This is a genomic window from Bradyrhizobium sp. WSM4874 (assembly GCF_055811835.1).
Window position 1 is genome coordinate 20,663 of sequence record NZ_JBVVPR010000023.1, and the last position, 15,975, is coordinate 36,637.

Genomic DNA, 15,975 nt, shown 5'->3' on the forward strand with positions numbered 1-15,975 from the left:
CCTTTGATCGCCAATAGTTTTTTTCGAGCAGCCGGAAACCATTTGGCCGTTTCGGACCTATACCGGCAAAGGATGCTGCAATGCCCCGATTTTATTTCGACCTGCGCGACGACACCGGTGTAGCGCTCGACGAGGAAGGGCTGGAGCTGGCCAGCTTGCGCGCCGTTCAGGCGGAGGCCGCCAAGTCGGTCGCCGACATGGCGCGCGATGCCATCCTCTCCGCGCCGCCCGCGGGCGGCAGGCAGACCATGGCGATCGACGTTCGCGATGCCCAAGGTCCCGTGATGCAGGTCAAGTTCTCGTTCGCGTTCGAGACCTTCAGGACGCCCGCGACATCACGCGATCATTGACGCGTGAGAAATTCCGGCGCGGATGACTCGGGCTCGAGCACGGCGATCTTGCGGCCGAGCTGCCAGACCTCGACCTTGCCGTGCCGCGTGAACTGCTGCGCGAAGGTGAGGGCGTTCGCATCTGACGCGGCCTCGAACGCTTCGGCGGAGCGGAACACGCCGTTGTCGCCGACGAGGTAGGCGCGATATTGCTGGGTCATGACGGTGCCCTCAGCCCTGGCGATTGCAGCCAGGCGTCGATGTGCATGGCGGTCTCGTCCTGCCGCGCCTTGCGCAGCAGCATCTCGCGGCGGCGCCCCGGCGCGAGCGTGCGCGCTTCCTCGCGAAGCCGCGCGGCCTCCTCGGCGAGCCGTTCGGTGAGTGTCGTGGTCTGCTTGAAACGTCGGCGCTTCTGCATGGCATGTCCATCGTGCGAGCAGGCGGGAGCGCAACCCCGGCGTTATCGTTGCCGATCGATGCCGAGTGAGGCGCGGTGATGGATCAAGCCTAGGCCGCCGGTTTCGAACCGTCTTTGTCATTTGCTAGTTTGTTTGAAAGAATCTTTCGGGCGTGCGGGCGGCGGTTGAGCGGCTCACTCATTTTGCGGTGCGGGAATTTCAATGTTGACCTGGATGGCAACGCCCGTACGGTTGTTCGGATCTGACATGACCTCTTCGAGGGCAGAGGGTTCGGGGATGGCTTCGGCATCCTCTGCCATACCCTCGATATGAAGGGCCAAGGCCTCTTCCGCCATATGATGAGCATCATCCAGGGTGGTGCCGGCAGTAACAACGCCGGGGAAATCCGGAAATGAAACGCCGAAATGGCTATCGGCATCCTTATGGATAAGACCAATATAATTACGCATGGCTCTTACCTTAGTTTTAGGCCGCACTGCTTCTCAATGCTCTTCAGGGTCCCAACAGGAATATCCCGTTCAGGATGACGATGCTACATCTTCCTTTCCGCGCGTCGGGCTCGCCGCATTTCTGCGGGGCGGTCGATGAGTAACTCGATTCTCTCTCTGGTCTTATTGGACAATCCTGTGACGCCGGACATGTCGGCGGTTGCCAAGGCCCTTCGCGCGCGACATCCGGAGCTGGCAACTGACGTTGCGGAGAACGGAGACGCGCAACCGCCTCAGGCAAACTCGCCGCTCATTCGCTGTGGCAACGAGTTTGTTGCCGTCAGGTCGATGCCGGCGCCCATTCCTGACGATCCCGGCTTGTGGTCGCGCGCCTCCACGACATGGCCGCAGGCTAAGACGGTCGCGGCGCGGCACCGTGGGCATCTGATCGTCTCGGTGCTTGGTCAAAACCAGCGGCCGCTGCCCGCCGCTCGTCTGACAACCGCTGTCATCGGCGCATTGATCGCGACGGTGCCGGAATGTTGCGCTGTTGTATGGAATGGCAAGGTCGCACGTTCCGCCGATCTATGGTTGGACATGTCCAGCCAATCGTTTGCGCCGTATCCGGACTATCCTTCCTCGCTGTGGGTGGACATATTACCGTTCCGAACAAAGACAGGCATCGGAGCAGTAACGATGGGGCTGTCAGCATTTGCTGAGCGTGAAATCGAGTTCGAGACCCAAAAGCTGACACTCCCAACGCTGATCAACAAGGTGGACGGTCTTGCCGTCTATCTGGTTGAGCACGGGCTTGTCGTCAAAGACGGCGATACATTTGGTCGCGATTCGCGCGAGCGCTTCTCGGCTCGTTACAAGGACTCCGATCGATTTGAAGACTTGCCCGTTCTTTTCTGTACCGATGGTTCGGCATAATCAGCGTTAGCCCGGCTCGCCCGAACATAGGACTGTAGCAGCGGTGAATACATCTTCCTTCTCGATGCCGCGCGCAACAATCTTCAAGCTTTCGTCCGGCAGCGGCCGTTGCAGTGCCTTGGCTTCATCCCACGGCGCCTCAGCCAAACCTCTCGCTCTGCCGCTGTGGTCAGGATCACCGGCATTGCCTTTGGATGTATCGGCTCCACGACAGCATTCGGAAACTAGTCTGAAGCCGGTCCGAACCACCTCGTCATCGCGTCCGCCAGTCCGTGTTGGCTCTCGTCTCCCACCCACGCCACATGCCCGTCGGGGCGTACCAGCACGGCTTTGGGCGCAGCGACCTGTCCAATGGACGGGAGCTCCCATGCACCGTGATAGTCCGCTTCGACGAGATCGATGCGATCTGCCCAGGGCGTCATGTCGATGTTGCCGGTCTTGCCAAAATCGAGCAGCAAGCCGCGCGCGCCGTGCAGCAGCGTGAACAGTCGCAGCGGACGCCCGTCGACCGTTAGATCGAGATCGGGCATGCGGCGCCCGAGCAGCGCGTGTCCTTGGCCGAGATCGTAGTGCACGTCGAGCCCGCTCATCATCGCGCCAAAACGTTGGCGCGGCGCGTCCATCGCGAGCAGTTCGGAGACGATTTCGCGCGCGGCCTTGAGGCCGTCCTCGCCGCGGCGGAGCAGGGCGATTTGCGCCATGGTGTTGCGCAAGGTCCGCGCGCCGACGGGGTGTCGCTCGGCGTGGTAGGTGTCGAGCAGGGTTTCGGGCGACAGGCCCTTGACCACTCGCGCGAGCTTCCAGCCGAGATTGACGGCGTCCTGCACGCCAATGTTGAGGCCTTGTCCGCCGACGGAGTGATGGATATGCGCGGCATCGCCGGCGAGCAACACGCGACCGCTGCGATAGGACCCCGCCTGCCGTGCCGCATCGGTGAAGCGGGAGATCCAGGACGGGTTGTGGAGGCCGAAGTCGGTGCCGTAAACGGCGACGAGGGCGTCGCTGAGATCGCGAGGGCCGGGCGCGCCGGTGCGATCGAGGGTCGCTTCCGTCACGACCACCAGCACGCGCCCGCTCTCGGTCTTGCTGAGGCCGTGAAAGCCGAGCGCGTCGTGGCGCAGGCCCCATGCCGGCTCGTCGCGCATCTCGACTTCGGCCATGAGGTTGCTCAGCGTCGGATCTGTGCCCGCGAAATTGATGCCCGCGGCCTTGCGCACCAGGCTGCGGCCACCGTCGCAGCCGACCAGATAGTTTGCGCGCAAGGTCTCGCCGCCGGAGAGCGTCACGTCGATGCCGGTCTCGTCCTGCGCGAAACCCGTCACCTCGCGGCTTCGATAGATCGGCACCGCGAGCTCGCTGACCCAGTCGGCCAGGATGCGCTCAATGTGGCTCTGCCGCAGTGCCAGCCCGTAAGCGTGCCGGGTGGGGAGGTCGCTGATGTCGAGCCTGGTCCAGGCGAAGCCCGCGAGCTGGGTGATCTGCCCTTCACGCTTGAAACGATCCGCGACGCCACGCTGGTCGAGGATCTCGATGCTGCGTGCGTGCAAGCCGCCGGCGCGCGTACCGACCAGTTCCTGATGGGCGCGCCGTTCGACCACGGCGACGTCGACATGCGCGAGCGCGAGCTCCGCGGCCAGCATCAAGCCGGTCGGGCCACCGCCGGCGATCACCACGGCATGGTCTTGTGCGTGATCTTTTGCGTGATCTTTTGCGTGATCTTGCGCGTGGCGGGCGCCGGCCGCTTTGGCGTGACCGCGCGTCCGGGACGTCGGAAGCAGTACAGGCGTGGGATGACCCCTCGGGTTTGGATGGTGTTCGGGGCGAGGGTTCTACGGCAGGGTCGGGGGCTTGAAGCAAGCCCGTTGCACACCACATATCTGAGTGGGAGAGGCAATCCTTTGTCCGCGTTCGCCGCGTTGACACGTCGGGCAAAACACCGGCATGATGCCATCATCGAAAAGAGTTTGGTTCAACCCGCGCGGAGGCGATCCGCCGCGGGTTTTGTTTTGGGTTCTTGCGCTTTCCGACGTTTTGGGCTTGCGGCCTTCAGCAGATGCCGGTGGTCCGCTGCATGGTGCTGGCGAGTTCCTCGAACGAGAACGGCTTTCTGATCATGGGAAGGCCGTCGCGCCGGGGCTCACGTCCCGACAATTGCAGGATCTTCAGTTCCGGGCGGCGTCGTCTGGCCAACTCTGCCAGTTCATGACCGTCCATCCCAGGCATGTTGATGTCGGTGATGAGGATGGAAATGTTCTGGTTCTGCCTGAGCCGGTCGAGCGCATCCGGGCCGCTCCGGGCGCTGATGACTTCGCAACCGAGATCTTCCGGCATGTCGACGATGACGTCGAGCACGCCGGGATCGTCGTCAACAACCAGTACGGTATGGCTCATCGCACAATGTTCCTCCTGAAGGAACGAACGCGCCCGCCTTGGCGTAAGTTCCGGCACGACGTGGTCGAATGAGCGATGTTTTACGCGTCGCGCCGCTCGCGAAGCAGCCTAATCGTCCTTCGACAAATCGCCGGGCCTGGTGGGAAGGTCGATGGTGCCGCCCTCGCCATGCACGAGATCGCGGTCGCTGTCCTCCGTAACGCCGGCGTCTTCAACGATGGTCTCTTGCGTGTCGCGGTCCTTGTCGATACGCGGCTTTCGTCCTGGACGATTTCGCGATGTGTTTTGTGAATTCGTCTTGAGCGTCATCTGCCGGCTCTCCTGATCGCCTAACGCAGCCTGCGCGAATTCGTTCGTTTGACACGTCGGGCAAAACACCGGCATACTGCCATCATCGAAACGAGTTTGGTTGACCCGCGCGGAAAGCATCCGCCGCGGGTTTTTTCGTCTCGATGTCGAGAGCGACTGTGGTCGCGCATCCGGTCAAACCTGGAGCGCCGATCGGCGCGCCGCCGTCCGTACCATTGCTGGCCCTGCACGCCGAAGCGAGCCGGCCCGCGGCGCCGGGCTCTTCGCTCGCGCCGCTGCGGTCTCCGGGAGCGGAGATCGGCACTGGTGGAGCGAGACAAATTGACGGGCTATTGCGTCGCGCTCTACCTGGCAAGCTTCCTGGTCTGGGCCGGGTCCTCGTCTTTGGTTCCGCGGACGCTCTCGCTGGATTTGCGGCGATCACAGCCAATCTCTTGTCTCCTTCTACTTCGCCAAGGGCGGCTTTTGAGAATGTTGCGGGGATCATCCAGCGGTGAAGATGCCAGATGACGAAATCAGGGCGATCGTTGCCGAGACGCTGGCCGAGCAACACAGGCTTCAGCAGGCGAATATCGATGCCATCGTATTGAGGACGGTGGCATCGGTGCTGGCGTCTTTCGGAATCGAAGATGACGACCGAAAGGAGCTGAGGGCTGATTTTCAGCACTTGCGCCGATGGCGAACGAGCGTGGAGCAGGCGCAGAGCTACACGCTCAAGGCCGTGATTACGGTGATCGCCACCGGCCTGATGGGTGTGGTCGGGCTAAGCGTCAAGGTCGTGCTCGGCAAGTGAGCCTTAGCCGCGACGACATTGCTGCATTCCACTCCCGTCGTCCTTCGCCAATGGACCGTCTCATGTACAGAATTCGCATTGTCGATGCATCCGATGACGACATCGCCGACACATTGGCCGATCGGCATCAGTCGACGTTCTTCGATGCGGCTGCCTTGCCACAATTCGAGTTAGGGGCGTGGTGGCTTGCCTACCACGGCGGTGAGCCGGTAGCATTCGCAGGTGTCGTGCCGTCAACGCACATTCGAAATGGCGGCTATTTCTACAGGGTCGGTGTGTTGCAGCGGCACTGGGGACGTGACCTCCAGTGCAGGCTGATGCGGGTGATCGAGGCGAGAGGACGGCGTATTGGATGGGACAGCATCGTCTCGGATACGACGGACAATCCGGTGTCTGCCAATAATTTCATCCGGGCGGGCTATCGGCTCTTCGAACCCCTTGTGCCCTGGGTTTGGGCGCACACGCTTTACTGGCGAAAGCGGCTTCGCTGAGCGAATGGAGCCAGGTTTCCCGTGGTGCGGAACGCGATTCCCGCAACGGAAAATGGTTCGCGCGAGATGGAGCGCAACACGGAACGTCCAAGGGCCCGGCAGCTTGACAGCTGCCGGTCCCTTTTTGCGTATTGAAGCGATGCGGGCGAAGGACTTGCGAAGTCAGCGGTGCCGGGCTTTAAGTTTGCTCCTGCGGGAAATTCGGCAACCATAAGCCGATGTAAGGGAGCGCCGTCGATGCCCACCAAGCCTCAATTGCCGGAACGTTCGTCGCGGGCGACGGGCGCGCCTACCGCGCTCGATGGTCTGCTGGTCGTCGATTTCACGCGTGTGGTTGCTGGCCCGGCCTGTACGCAGACGCTTGCTGATTTCGGCGCGCACGTCATCAAGATCGAAAATCCGGACGGGGGCGATGACACGCGTGCGTATGAACACGCCGAGATCGGTGGAGAGAGTGCTGCCTATCTCAGCCTGAATCGCAACAAGCGCGGCATCGCGCTCGACCTTACCGTGCCGGAGGCTCGTGAGATCGCGCTGGATTTGATTCGCAAGGCCGACGTGGTCGTCGAGAACTTTTCCAGCGGGGTCATGAAGAAATTTGGCCTGGACTATGAAACTGTTGCGCCGCTCAATCCGCGGCTGGTCTATTGCTCGATCTCCGCCTACGGGCGCACCGGACCATTTGCCTCGCGTCCCGGTTTTGATCCGATCACGCAGGCGGAAAGCGGCTTCATGTCGCTCAACGGATTTGCCGATGGCCCGGCGGTTCGCACCGGCCCGCCCATCGTGGACATGGCGACGGGGATGTCTGCCTGCAACGCCATCCTGATGGCGCTGTTGGCCCGGGATCGGCTCGGTCGCGGTCAGCATGTCGAGGTCGCCCTGTTCGACGTCGCGATGGGCATGACCGGATTCTATGGCATGGCTTATCTGATCAACGGCGAGAACCCAGGGCGGTTCGGTAATTCGCCGAGCGGGTCTCCCACCGTCGGCGTTTACGAGGCCTCCGATGGGCCGCTCTACATCGCGTGTGCCAATGACCGGCTCTATCGCAGATTGGTCGTCGAGGTGCTGAACAGGCCTGATCTCATCACTGATCCGCAGTTTGCGACGCGCAAAGCCCGCTCCGAGCACAGGGAGCTCTTGCGAGCGGCCATTGCGGAGGTCTTTGCGAGCGACACCCTCGAGAACTGGATGACCAAGATGAAGCTGGCCAATATCCCGGTCGGCTATCTCCGGACTGTCGAGGAGGGATTCAATGCACCGGAGGCGCGCGAGCGCCATCGCTTGAACCGGATTCCACATCGTACGGCGGAGTGGGTCCCGAACATCGAGCCGCCGATTGCCATGAGCTTGACCGGCCCGATTGATCCTGTGGCTGCTCCGTTGCTGGGCGAGCACACGGAGCAGGTCTTGCGTGATACGCTCGGTTACGATGAGCGCCGGATCTCGCAGTTCACCCAAAAAGGCGTGTTCGGCCCGGGCAAACCCTCGACGTCGGTCTGAGCGAGGGGTTGATTCCTGCAGGCAAGGCCTCGCGGGGCTTGCGGATCACAGCTTGGCGATGCCACCTCGCGGCATCGCCCTTCCCGGGCAGCCGGGTTCAGGGCGACCATACCCGGACAGCGCTGCCTCGGCTTGATTTGGCAAAGGTCTCGCCGCATAAATGCGTGAAAGCGAGGGATACGAATGGCGCCTGGTCAAGAGCCGAGCGTGGGCCGGCCCGCGGCGGCGCAATCCGATGAACCTGCCCATGCGGCAATGGTCGCAAAGGCCCGGGTCCTTCTGCCGCGGCTGCGCGAGCGGGCGGCGCGAACGGAAGAGTTGCGGCATCTGCCGCCGGAAACCGAGAAGGATCTGCACGACGCCGGCCTGTTCCGGATGCTTCAGCCGAAGCGCATTGGCGGCGCAGAACTCGATTATGTCGCCTTGATCGATTGCGCGGACCTGCTCGGACAAGCAGACGCGTCGGTGGCGTGGAATCTGGCCAATCTGGCGAGCCATCACTGGATGCTCGGCATGTTCGAGCCGACGGCGCAGGATCTGGTCTGGAGTCGTGATCCGGACGCGCTGATCGCGTCCTCGTTCATTTTTCCCGCCGGGCGTGCCACGAGAGTCGAGGGCGGATACCGGCTCCATGGCAGCTGGCCGTTCTCCTCGGGCGTCGCCTCTTGCGCATGGAACATGCTTGCAAGCGTGGTCTACTCCGACGATGAGGCAGACGGCATCGAGTATCGGATATTTCTGCTCCCGAAAGCCGACTACAAAGTCCTCGACACCTGGAATGTCACGGGGCTGCGCGGGACAGGGTCTTGCGACGTGGAGGTCAGGGACGCTTTCGTGCCCGACGACATGACGGTCGCGGTCGGCGATCTTGACGGTGGGCCGACTCCGGGAAGCAAGCTCAATCCCAACCCGCTGTATGCGCTCCCGGTGTTCTCGCTGTTTCCCTACGTCCTCTCAGGCGTCGCGCTGGGAAACGCGCAGGCGTGTCTCGACGATTATGCGGAGGTCGTCCGTCATCGTATTTCCACCTACAACCACGCCAGGCTGAGCGATTTTCAAAGCACCCAGATCAAGATAGCCGAGGCCTCGGCGAAGATCGACGCGGCACGCCTGATCATGCGCTCGGCCTGTCTGAATGCCATGGAGGATGCAAGGCGGGGTCATATTCCAGATATGGCGACCAAGACCAGATATCGGCGCGACGGCGCTTTTTCAGTAAACTTCTGCACGGATGCGGTGTCGATGCTGTTTGCCGCGAGCGGAGCACGGGGCCTGTTCACTACGGGCGCGTTGCAGCGGCAATTCCGCGATGCGCACGCGATCAATTCGCATCTCGCGTTCAATTTCGATGCGGCCGGGACCAATTATGGACGCGTGGCGCTGGGCCTGCCGTCCGAGAATCTCACGCTGTGAGGCCGGCCGATGAATGATCTGCCGAAGCAGCCTGCCGTTCCCGATCCGGCCAACGAGTTCGCGAGCGACAATTCAGCGATCGATCCCCGCGATTTTCGCAGCGCGCTTGGCACCTATGCCACAGGGGTGACGATCATCACAGCCACTGCTCCTGACGGCAAGCCCTATGGCCTGACGTGCAATTCGTTCGCCTCGGTCTCGCTGAATCCTCCGCTGGTTCTTTGGAGCCTGGTCGTCTATTCCTCTAGTCTAACCATCTTCCAGAACGCCAGTCATTTCACGGTCAACGTTCTTGGTGTTTCGCAACAGGCGCTTGCGAGCAAATTCGCCAAATCGTCTGATGACAAGTTCACCGGTGTTGACTGGACGCCGGGCCTCGGCAACGCGCCGGTGCTCGCTGAGAGCGTCGCCAATTTTCAATGCCGCTCGGTCAATCGCTATTACGGCGGCGACCACGTGATTTTTCTCGGTGCGGTCGAGGCCTATACTTACAATGCGAAGGAGCCGCTGCTCTTCGCGCGGGGTGCGTTTGGCCGATTTCTCGCCGACGACGAACGCAAATAGTCACTCGACGTGTGCTTTAGCTTGCGGTCGACGGTTCAGCGCACCCAGCCGAAAGCTTGTAGATTTCGAGCGCGTCCGCGTCCGCGCCTCGCGCGGCTTTGGCGAGCCTGAAAAGTTGTCCTGCGAGAGAGGCCATGGGCACCGGCGTCGATGTCGTCTGCGCGACATCGGCGACCGTATCGAGGTCCTTGAGCATTGTAGCGATGTGACCAAGCGGCGGTGAGTGAATACCCTGGACCATCCGCGGCACGAACAGCTGCAACGGAATGGAGTCCGCGAAGCCGCCGGCGAGTGCTTCGGGCAAGCGGTTGGCATCGATTCCGGCGTTCACGGCAAGGCGTGTTGCCTCCGCAAGAACAGCCATCGCGCATCCGACGATCACCTGGTTGCATAGCTTTGTGGTCTGGCCGGCGCCGGTCGGGCCCATGTGGGTGAGCCTGCGTGCCATAGCCAGCACGTAGGGGCGGACCCGCTCGATATCGCTGGATTTTCCGCCGGCCATGATGGCAAGCGTGCCTTCCTCGGCGCCCTTGGTACCACCGGAGACCGGCGCATCGATCCAGCCCGCGCCGTTCGCGGCTAACAATCGCGTTGCAAGGTCCCGTGCGGCATCAGGATGGATGGACGAGAAGTCGACCACGAGCTTGCCCGCGCCGGGCGCAGTTGAGATGCCCTCGGCCCCGAAGATCACCTCTTCCACGGCAGCCGCATCCGTCACGCACATGAAGACGACGTCCGAGCTCTCCATCAAGTCACGGGGGGTGGCTGCGCGCCCGGCACCAGCCTCGACAAGCGCGGCCATCTTCCCTTCCGAACGGTTCCAGACAGTGACCTGATGGCCGGCCTTGAGCAGCCGCCGGGTCATCGGTGTCCCCATCAATCCAAGGCCGATATAGCCGAGCCGCTCGACGCTTTGCGGGTTTGTCTTTCTCCCCTCAGCCATAGATTGTCTCCATCTGTCGCTCCGCGACGCTGCACTACCATACATGGCGTATTCCACGACGAAACCGCCCGGCCTGCATGGCTTGCTTGATTGTTTGAACCATGAAACATTTGGCGCGGTCGGGTTGGATGGCGCCGGTCGGCGCCTGGGCAGCGGAGTGGGCACGATGCGAACCGTTTCGAAGTGGATCCTGGCTTTGGGGGCGGCAGCGGCCGTGAGCGCGAGCGCAGGCTCGTCATGGGCGCAGCAGACAATTCGCGTCGGCTGGACGATTCCGGCCGAGGAATCCAAATACTGGATGATGCGCCGGCCGGCTGAGTTTCCCAATATCGGCAAGGCCTACAACATCGAATGGACCCAGTTTCAGGGCACCGCTCCGATGACGCAGGCGTTGGCGGCGGGCGCGCTGGATTGCGCGACCCAGGCGCCGCTGTCGCTCGCCAACGGCGTGGTTGGCGGCAACCTCAAGGCCTACATCGTGGCGCAGCATGTCTTCGAGAAGGCCGGCGGTTTCTCGGTCTACTGGGCTGTCATGGACGACTCCCCGATCAAGACGATCGCCGATCTCAAGGGCAAGACGGTCGGAATCTCAGTGATCGGCGGCGGCACCCAGGGCCCGTTCAATCTGTTGCTGAAGCAGAACGGCATCGATCCGGCCAAGGACATCAAGCTGGTCGAGGTCGGCTTTGCCGTCTCCGAAGATGCGTTGCGGCAGGGCCGCGTCGATGCGGTCAACATGAACCAGCCGTTTGCCGCGCGCGCGGAGGCGAAGGGCGGCACGCGCAAACTGTTCTCGCTGTCGCAAGCGATGCCCAACATCGTGCACATCCTGGAAGCCTGCCGTGCCGATTTCGTCGACAAGAACCCGGAACTGGTCAAGGCTTACGTGCGTGACATTACCTCTGGCATGAAGAAAGCGCTGGCTAACCGCGAAGAGACGTTGAAGGTCGTCAACGAAGTCCTGAAGGCACCTATTCCGGTTCTCGAGACCTATCTGCTCAAGGACAATGATTTCGGCCGCGATCCAGGCGCGGCACCGAATTTCCCCGCGATCCAGAAGATGCTGGACATCTACGCGGAGACAGGGATGCTGCCAAAATTGGATGTCGCGCAATTCAAGCATTCGACGATCGTCGCTCCGCTGCAATAGGCGATCGGGCGAATGAACCGAGCGGGAAGGATGCGGCGTCCAGGATGATCCCGGACGTTGCATGAAGAAGATGCACGTATGAAGAAGCTCCGATCTAGGATCACGACGGATGGTCTCGACAGAGCTCCGCACCGTGCGTTTATGCGCGCCATGGGGCTCGACGACGCTGCGATTGCCAAGCCGATGGTCGGCGTCGTCAGCATGAAGGGCGAACAGACGCCCTGCAACATGACGCACGACTTTCAGGTCGCAGCGGCCAAGACCGGAATCGAAGAGGCCGGCGGCACGCCGCGCGAGTTTTCGACCGTATCGGTTTCCGACGGTATCAGCATGAATCACGAGGGGATGAAGTTCTCCCTGTTTTCGCGGGAGCTGATTGCCGACTCGATCGAAGCCGTCGTCCATGGTCTCGCCTACGATGCACTGATCGGATACGGCGGATGCGACAAGACGCTTCCCGGCGTGATGATGGGCATGGTCCGGTGTAACGTGCCGGCCATTTTCATCTATGGCGGCAGTTCGCTACCGGGCCGCGTAGACGGGCGGACCCTGACCGTGCTCGACTCCTATGAGGCTGTCGGCAGCTTCATGACGGGAGAGATCGACGGCGCCACGCTTGAACGGATCGAGCGAGCCTGCCTGCCGACAATCGGCGCGTGCGCCGGGCAGTTCACCGCGAACACGATGGGGATGGTGTCGGAAGCGATGGGCCTCACCATTCCCAACGTGTCGATGGTGCCGGGTGTCTATGCCGAGCGCGCGCAGCTATCCAGGCGAGCGGGGCGCCTCATCATGGAGATGCTGGAGCGCGGCGGGCCTTTGCCGCGCGACATCGTGACGCGGAAATCCCTGGAAAACGGGGCGGCGATCGTGGCTGCCACGGGCGGTTCGACCAATGCTGCGCTGCATCTGCCGGCGATCGCGAACGAGGCCGGCATCGCATTCACGATCGATGATGTCGGCGAGGTCTTTGCCAGGACGCCGCTGATCGGAAACCTGCGGCCGGGAGGCAAATATACGGCGAAGGATGTCTACGATATCGGCGGTGCCGCCGTGGTGATCAGGGAGCTAATCCAGAGCGGACATATTGATGGCAGCTGCCTGTCCGTCACGGGCCGTGCAATCGCCGAAGAATATGGCACCGCCAACGCACCTGACGGAGAGGTCGTTTATGCGGCTCGCGCGCCGATCATGCCAGATGGCGGCGTCGCGGTGCTGAAGGGAAACCTCTGTCCCGACGGCGCGGTCATCAAGGTCGCGGGCCTGAAGAGCCAGTTCTTTGAAGGCGTGGCGCGCGTTTTCGAAGACGAGGAGGCCTGCGTCGCGGCGGTTCGTGATCGCACCTATCAGGCGGGCGAGGTTCTCGTGATCCGCAACGAGGGGCCGGTGGGCGGTCCCGGCATGCGCGAGATGCTCGGCGTCACCGCGCTGATCTATGGACAGGGCATGGGCGAGAAGGTCGCCCTGATCACGGATGGACGGTTCTCCGGCGCCACGCGCGGAATGTGCATCGGCTATGTGTCCCCCGAGGCCTTCGTTGGCGGTCCGCTGGCGCTGGTTCGCGATGGCGACAGGATCCGGATCGATGCCGCAAATCGGCGGATGGATATGCTGGTCGACGAGGAGGAATTCACTGCTCGCCGACACGATTGGAAGCCGCGTCCGCCTCGTCACCGCGCAGGCGCGCTGGCGAAATATGCGCGATTGGTTGGGCAGGCACCGGGCGGGGCCGTGACGCATGAGGGGCCCGCAGAATGGCCCTGGTTCGGATGACGCGGCGCACTTGCCCGAAAACAGCCCGTGGTCTGGCAAGTTTCTTGCTAAGCTGGTGCCGCTGAAGGAGGGCATTCAGCGAGACTGTTGCGCACGGTTCGCGCGCGAACGAAGTGAGACGGGATGAAGGTAGTGCCTTCGAGATCGAGCGAATGGGTGAGACCGGTGACGCCGCAAAAACCGGCTTCTGCAATCATCGAGATCGAGAGCGTCTCGCAGGTATTTCAGACCTCGGCGCGCAAGGATCATGTGGCGCTGTCGGACATCTCGCTGGCGATCGACGAGGGAGCCTTCGTCTCCATCCTTGGTCCGTCCGGCTGCGGCAAGTCGACATTGCTTTACGTCGTCGGCGGCTTTGTCAGCCCGACCAGCGGCTCAGCGAAGATCAGGGGACGGACGATCACGGGACCAGGGCCGGATCGCGGTCCGGTGTTCCAGGAGTTCGCGTTGTTTCCGTGGAAGACCGTGCTGGGCAATGTGATGTATGGCCCTCGCCAGCAGGGCGTGCGCACCACCGAGGCGGAAGCACAGAGCCGGGCCTTGATCGAGATGGTCGGGCTCAAGGGCTACGAGAATTTCTATCCCAAGGAGCTGTCCGGCGGCATGAAGCAGCGCGTGGCACTGGCTCGAACGTTGGCTTACCATCCTGAGGTTCTGTTGATGGACGAGCCGTTCGGCGCGCTCGATGCTCACACGCGAACGCGCCTGCAGAACGATCTGTTGAATATCTGGGAGCGTGATCGCAAGACGGTGTTGTTCGTCACGCATTCGGTGGACGAAGCGGTTTTCCTGTCAGACAAGGTCGTGATGATGTCGAAGTCTCCCGGCCGCATCCGCGAGGTCATCGACATCGATCTGCCGCGGCCGCGCCGTCGCAGCGAGCTGCTGCTCGACCCTCGCTACCAAAAATACGTTGTCGATATCGAGCGGATGTTCGACGAGACCGACCCTGTCGGGTCTCCCTCATGATATCGCCCGCCGCCTTGGCGAGACGGGCTGCCCCGGTGCTTGCCTGCATCGGATTGCTGGCGATGTGGCAGGTGGCGTCCCTCGCATTAAAGAACGACAGCTTTCCGACTGCGATCGAGGCGATCCGTGCAATCCCGGACATTCTCGGCGACAAGGAAGCGCTGATCAACATCCTGGCCTCGCTCCGCCGCATGGCGGTCGGGTTTGGGATAGCGGTATCGGTTTCGATCCCGCTCGGCCTGTTGATGGGCCGCAGCCGGGCCGTCGCGGCCTTCTTCAATCCGCTCCTGATGGTGATCTACCCGGTTCCGAAGGCAGCCTTGATGCCGATCATCATGCTGTGGCTGGGCGTCGGCGACGTCACGAAGACGCTGGTGATCTTTCTCGGCGTCAGCCTGCCCGTAATCTATCACAGCTTCGAAGGCGCCAAGGCGGTGGAGGAGAAGATGCTGTGGTCGGGCGCGGCGATGGGGCTTTCGCCTGCGCAACGGCTGGTCCGGATCGTACTGCCGGCGGCGCTTCCGGAAATTCTGACCGGTTGCCGCACTGGACTCGTGCTGGCGCTGATCACGATGATTACCAGCGAGATGATCGCCCGTCAGTCCGGCGCCGGCAACATCTTGTTCAACGCACTCGACATGGGCCAATACGATACCGTCTTTGCGATGATCATCATCGTCGGCGCGATGGGAATCTGCCTCGATGCGATCTTCGAGCGGGTCCGCGCAAGGCTGGTGCGCTGGTCCGAACCGCAGTTCGACATGCCGCTGAGCTTCTCATGATGCCACAGCTTCGCTCCACCAGCATTATCCTCGGGCTCGCGCCGATCGTGCTGGTGATCGCTCTGTGGCAAGGCCTTGTGTCATTTGGCTTCGCGCCTGCAGTGTTGCTGCCGCCGCCGGGATACGTCTTCGTTCGGTTGCTTCAGCAACTCGTGACGTGGACGTTCCAGCAGGAGATTGCGGCGACCCTGTTCCGGTTGTTTGCCGGCTTCGCGATTGCGGTCGTGCTCGGTGTCAGCATCGGCATCGCCGCCGCCGCCAGTCCGGCTATCAACGCGGTGGTTCGGCCGATCGTTCGCGTACTCGCGCCCCTGCCTAAGGTCGCGCTCTATCCAGCATTGCTGCTGCTGCTTGGCTTCGGGCATGGATCGAAGATCACGCTGGTGGCGGCGGATGCACTCTTTCCCATTCTGTTGTCTACCTATTACGGCGCGTCGACGGTGGAGCAGAAACTGATCTGGTCGGCCATGGCGGCGGGAACGCCGCGATATGAGATCCTGTTCAAGGTGGTTCTGCCGGCGGCGATGCCGTCGATCCTGACCGGTTGCCGGATCGGCCTTGTCATTTCCTGCATCGTGGTGTTTCTGGCGGAGATGATCACCTCGAGCGACGGGCTCGGACATGTCCTCGTGACGGCGGCCCGGACTTTTCAGGCCGTCGATATGTTCGTTCCGCTGATCACGATCTCGCTGCTGGGCCTGATCCTGAATGGCCTGCTCGGGGCAGTGCGCGCGTACCTGCTGCGGGGGTTCCCCGAAGCATGAACTGACGAAGAAGAAACA

18 protein-coding genes and 2 pseudogenes are annotated in these 15,975 nt (G+C 62.3%); 12 read left to right on the plus strand and 8 right to left on the minus strand.

Annotation, left to right across the window (positions count from 1 at the left end):
* Positions 1 to 80 precede the first annotated feature (80 nt).
* Positions 81 to 350, plus strand: coding sequence for a DUF6894 family protein (locus AC0L3P_RS22970; protein WP_473305209.1), 270 nt, complete (start codon positions 81 to 83; stop codon positions 348 to 350).
* On the opposite strand, the gene AC0L3P_RS22975 is transcribed toward AC0L3P_RS22970, so the two are convergent.
* From AC0L3P_RS22975 to AC0L3P_RS22985, 3 genes and pseudogenes are all read right to left on the minus strand, one after another.
* On the minus strand, positions 344 to 550 hold the full coding sequence (locus AC0L3P_RS22975; protein ID WP_473305211.1) for a hypothetical protein: 207 nt from the start codon (positions 548 to 550) through the stop codon (positions 344 to 346). The two genes, AC0L3P_RS22970 and AC0L3P_RS22975, sit on opposite strands and share 7 nt — an antisense overlap.
* Entirely contained in the window at positions 547 to 747 is a 201-nt protein-coding gene (locus AC0L3P_RS22980; RefSeq protein ID WP_275169785.1) for a hypothetical protein, read from the minus strand. The genes AC0L3P_RS22975 and AC0L3P_RS22980 overlap by 4 nt, the downstream gene beginning before the upstream one ends.
* Positions 748 to 936: 189 nt before the next feature.
* Positions 937 to 1,197: pseudogene (locus tag AC0L3P_RS22985) on the minus strand (type II toxin-antitoxin system HicB family antitoxin); the annotation flags it as partial.
* A gap of 135 nt (positions 1,198 to 1,332) precedes the next feature.
* On the opposite strand from AC0L3P_RS22985, the gene AC0L3P_RS22990 reads away from it, so the two are divergent.
* Entirely contained in the window at positions 1,333 to 2,109 is a 777-nt protein-coding gene (locus AC0L3P_RS22990) for a DUF4261 domain-containing protein (protein WP_473305213.1), read from the plus strand.
* 6 nt (positions 2,110 to 2,115) lie between these two features.
* Here the strand turns inward: AC0L3P_RS22990 and AC0L3P_RS22995 are convergent.
* From AC0L3P_RS22995 to AC0L3P_RS23010, 4 genes and pseudogenes are all read right to left on the minus strand, one after another.
* Positions 2,116 to 2,330 (minus strand): annotated as a pseudogene (locus tag AC0L3P_RS22995) (SOS response-associated peptidase); the annotation flags it as partial.
* Positions 2,331 to 2,333: 3 nt separating this feature from the next.
* Complete coding sequence (locus AC0L3P_RS23000) at positions 2,334 to 3,887, minus strand: FAD-dependent monooxygenase (protein ID WP_473305454.1); 1,554 nt, start codon at positions 3,885 to 3,887, stop codon at positions 2,334 to 2,336.
* A 268-nt stretch (positions 3,888 to 4,155) separates the two neighbouring features.
* Positions 4,156 to 4,500: a response regulator gene (locus tag AC0L3P_RS23005; protein ID WP_473305217.1), complete on the minus strand. Its 345-nt coding sequence runs from the start codon at positions 4,498 to 4,500 to the stop codon at positions 4,156 to 4,158.
* A gap of 108 nt (positions 4,501 to 4,608) precedes the next feature.
* The gene (locus AC0L3P_RS23010) at positions 4,609 to 4,809 is read right to left on the minus strand and encodes a hypothetical protein (RefSeq protein ID WP_473305220.1); all 201 of its coding nucleotides are present in this window, start codon (positions 4,807 to 4,809) and stop codon (positions 4,609 to 4,611) included.
* 493 nt (positions 4,810 to 5,302) lie between these two features.
* Between AC0L3P_RS23010 and AC0L3P_RS23015 the strand changes: the two genes are divergently transcribed.
* The 5 genes from AC0L3P_RS23015 (at position 5,303) to AC0L3P_RS23035 (ending at position 9,576) form a co-directional block, all read left to right on the plus strand.
* The gene (locus AC0L3P_RS23015) at positions 5,303 to 5,602 is read left to right on the plus strand and encodes a hypothetical protein (RefSeq protein WP_473305223.1); all 300 of its coding nucleotides are present in this window, start codon (positions 5,303 to 5,305) and stop codon (positions 5,600 to 5,602) included.
* 62 nt (positions 5,603 to 5,664) lie between these two features.
* Positions 5,665 to 6,093: a GNAT family N-acetyltransferase gene (locus tag AC0L3P_RS23020; RefSeq protein WP_473305225.1), complete on the plus strand. Its 429-nt coding sequence runs from the start codon at positions 5,665 to 5,667 to the stop codon at positions 6,091 to 6,093.
* A gap of 237 nt (positions 6,094 to 6,330) precedes the next feature.
* The gene (locus AC0L3P_RS23025; RefSeq protein ID WP_473305458.1) at positions 6,331 to 7,599 is read left to right on the plus strand and encodes a CaiB/BaiF CoA transferase family protein; all 1,269 of its coding nucleotides are present in this window, start codon (positions 6,331 to 6,333) and stop codon (positions 7,597 to 7,599) included.
* 183 nt (positions 7,600 to 7,782) lie between these two features.
* Positions 7,783 to 9,012 carry an acyl-CoA dehydrogenase family protein gene (locus tag AC0L3P_RS23030; RefSeq protein WP_473305229.1) on the plus strand — a complete coding sequence of 410 codons (1,230 nt, stop codon included), beginning with the start codon at positions 7,783 to 7,785 and terminating at the stop codon, positions 9,010 to 9,012.
* Between the two features lie 9 nt (positions 9,013 to 9,021).
* Entirely contained in the window at positions 9,022 to 9,576 is a 555-nt protein-coding gene (locus AC0L3P_RS23035; protein WP_473305232.1) for a flavin reductase family protein, read from the plus strand.
* A 16-nt stretch (positions 9,577 to 9,592) separates the two neighbouring features.
* Here the strand turns inward: AC0L3P_RS23035 and AC0L3P_RS23040 are convergent, their stop codons facing one another.
* Positions 9,593 to 10,564: an NAD(P)-dependent oxidoreductase gene (locus AC0L3P_RS23040; protein WP_473305462.1), complete on the minus strand. Its 972-nt coding sequence runs from the start codon at positions 10,562 to 10,564 to the stop codon at positions 9,593 to 9,595.
* Positions 10,565 to 10,685: 121 nt separating this feature from the next.
* Here AC0L3P_RS23040 and AC0L3P_RS23045 point away from each other — a divergent pair, with 121 nt between their 5' ends.
* The 5 genes from AC0L3P_RS23045 (at position 10,686) to AC0L3P_RS23065 (ending at position 15,957) form a co-directional block, all read left to right on the plus strand.
* Positions 10,686 to 11,669: an ABC transporter substrate-binding protein gene (locus AC0L3P_RS23045; protein WP_027566680.1), complete on the plus strand. Its 984-nt coding sequence runs from the start codon at positions 10,686 to 10,688 to the stop codon at positions 11,667 to 11,669.
* A 78-nt stretch (positions 11,670 to 11,747) separates the two neighbouring features.
* Positions 11,748 to 13,442 carry a dihydroxy-acid dehydratase gene (gene ilvD / locus AC0L3P_RS23050; protein ID WP_473305235.1) on the plus strand — a complete coding sequence of 565 codons (1,695 nt, stop codon included), beginning with the start codon at positions 11,748 to 11,750 and terminating at the stop codon, positions 13,440 to 13,442.
* A gap of 123 nt (positions 13,443 to 13,565) precedes the next feature.
* Positions 13,566 to 14,411: an ABC transporter ATP-binding protein gene (locus tag AC0L3P_RS23055; protein WP_354057747.1), complete on the plus strand. Its 846-nt coding sequence runs from the start codon at positions 13,566 to 13,568 to the stop codon at positions 14,409 to 14,411.
* Positions 14,408 to 15,193 (plus strand): ABC transporter permease, encoded by a 786-nt coding sequence (locus AC0L3P_RS23060; RefSeq protein WP_473305237.1) that lies wholly within the window; start codon positions 14,408 to 14,410, stop codon positions 15,191 to 15,193. The genes AC0L3P_RS23055 and AC0L3P_RS23060 overlap by 4 nt, the downstream gene beginning before the upstream one ends.
* On the plus strand, positions 15,190 to 15,957 hold the full coding sequence (locus AC0L3P_RS23065; protein WP_473305241.1) for an ABC transporter permease: 768 nt from the start codon (positions 15,190 to 15,192) through the stop codon (positions 15,955 to 15,957). The genes AC0L3P_RS23060 and AC0L3P_RS23065 overlap by 4 nt, the downstream gene beginning before the upstream one ends.
* Positions 15,958 to 15,975 lie beyond the last annotated feature (18 nt).

What these genes read in the sequence shown, in the direction of transcription:
- AC0L3P_RS23040 (WP_473305462.1), bottom strand. Translation starts at nt 10,564, where the DNA reads ATGTATGGTAGTGCAGCGTCGCGGAGCGACAGATGGAGACAATCTATG.
- AC0L3P_RS23055 (WP_354057747.1), top strand. Translation starts at nt 13,566, where the DNA reads ATGAAGGTAGTGCCTTCGAGATCGAGCGAATGGGTGAGACCGGTGACG.
- AC0L3P_RS23025 (WP_473305458.1), top strand. Translation starts at nt 6,331, where the DNA reads ATGCCCACCAAGCCTCAATTGCCGGAACGTTCGTCGCGGGCGACGGGC.
- AC0L3P_RS22975 (WP_473305211.1), bottom strand. Translation starts at nt 550, where the DNA reads ATGACCCAGCAATATCGCGCCTACCTCGTCGGCGACAACGGCGTGTTC.
- AC0L3P_RS22980 (WP_275169785.1), bottom strand. Translation starts at nt 747, where the DNA reads ATGCAGAAGCGCCGACGTTTCAAGCAGACCACGACACTCACCGAACGG.
- AC0L3P_RS23045 (WP_027566680.1), top strand. Translation starts at nt 10,686, where the DNA reads ATGCGAACCGTTTCGAAGTGGATCCTGGCTTTGGGGGCGGCAGCGGCC.
- AC0L3P_RS23035 (WP_473305232.1), top strand. Translation starts at nt 9,022, where the DNA reads ATGAATGATCTGCCGAAGCAGCCTGCCGTTCCCGATCCGGCCAACGAG.
- AC0L3P_RS23060 (WP_473305237.1), top strand. Translation starts at nt 14,408, where the DNA reads ATGATATCGCCCGCCGCCTTGGCGAGACGGGCTGCCCCGGTGCTTGCC.
- AC0L3P_RS22970 (WP_473305209.1), top strand. Translation starts at nt 81, where the DNA reads ATGCCCCGATTTTATTTCGACCTGCGCGACGACACCGGTGTAGCGCTC.
- AC0L3P_RS22990 (WP_473305213.1), top strand. Translation starts at nt 1,333, where the DNA reads ATGAGTAACTCGATTCTCTCTCTGGTCTTATTGGACAATCCTGTGACG.
- AC0L3P_RS23030 (WP_473305229.1), top strand. Translation starts at nt 7,783, where the DNA reads ATGGCGCCTGGTCAAGAGCCGAGCGTGGGCCGGCCCGCGGCGGCGCAA.
- AC0L3P_RS23020 (WP_473305225.1), top strand. Translation starts at nt 5,665, where the DNA reads ATGTACAGAATTCGCATTGTCGATGCATCCGATGACGACATCGCCGAC.
- ilvD (WP_473305235.1), top strand. Translation starts at nt 11,748, where the DNA reads ATGAAGAAGCTCCGATCTAGGATCACGACGGATGGTCTCGACAGAGCT.
- AC0L3P_RS23005 (WP_473305217.1), bottom strand. Translation starts at nt 4,500, where the DNA reads ATGAGCCATACCGTACTGGTTGTTGACGACGATCCCGGCGTGCTCGAC.
- AC0L3P_RS23065 (WP_473305241.1), top strand. Translation starts at nt 15,190, where the DNA reads ATGATGCCACAGCTTCGCTCCACCAGCATTATCCTCGGGCTCGCGCCG.
- AC0L3P_RS23010 (WP_473305220.1), bottom strand. Translation starts at nt 4,809, where the DNA reads ATGACGCTCAAGACGAATTCACAAAACACATCGCGAAATCGTCCAGGA.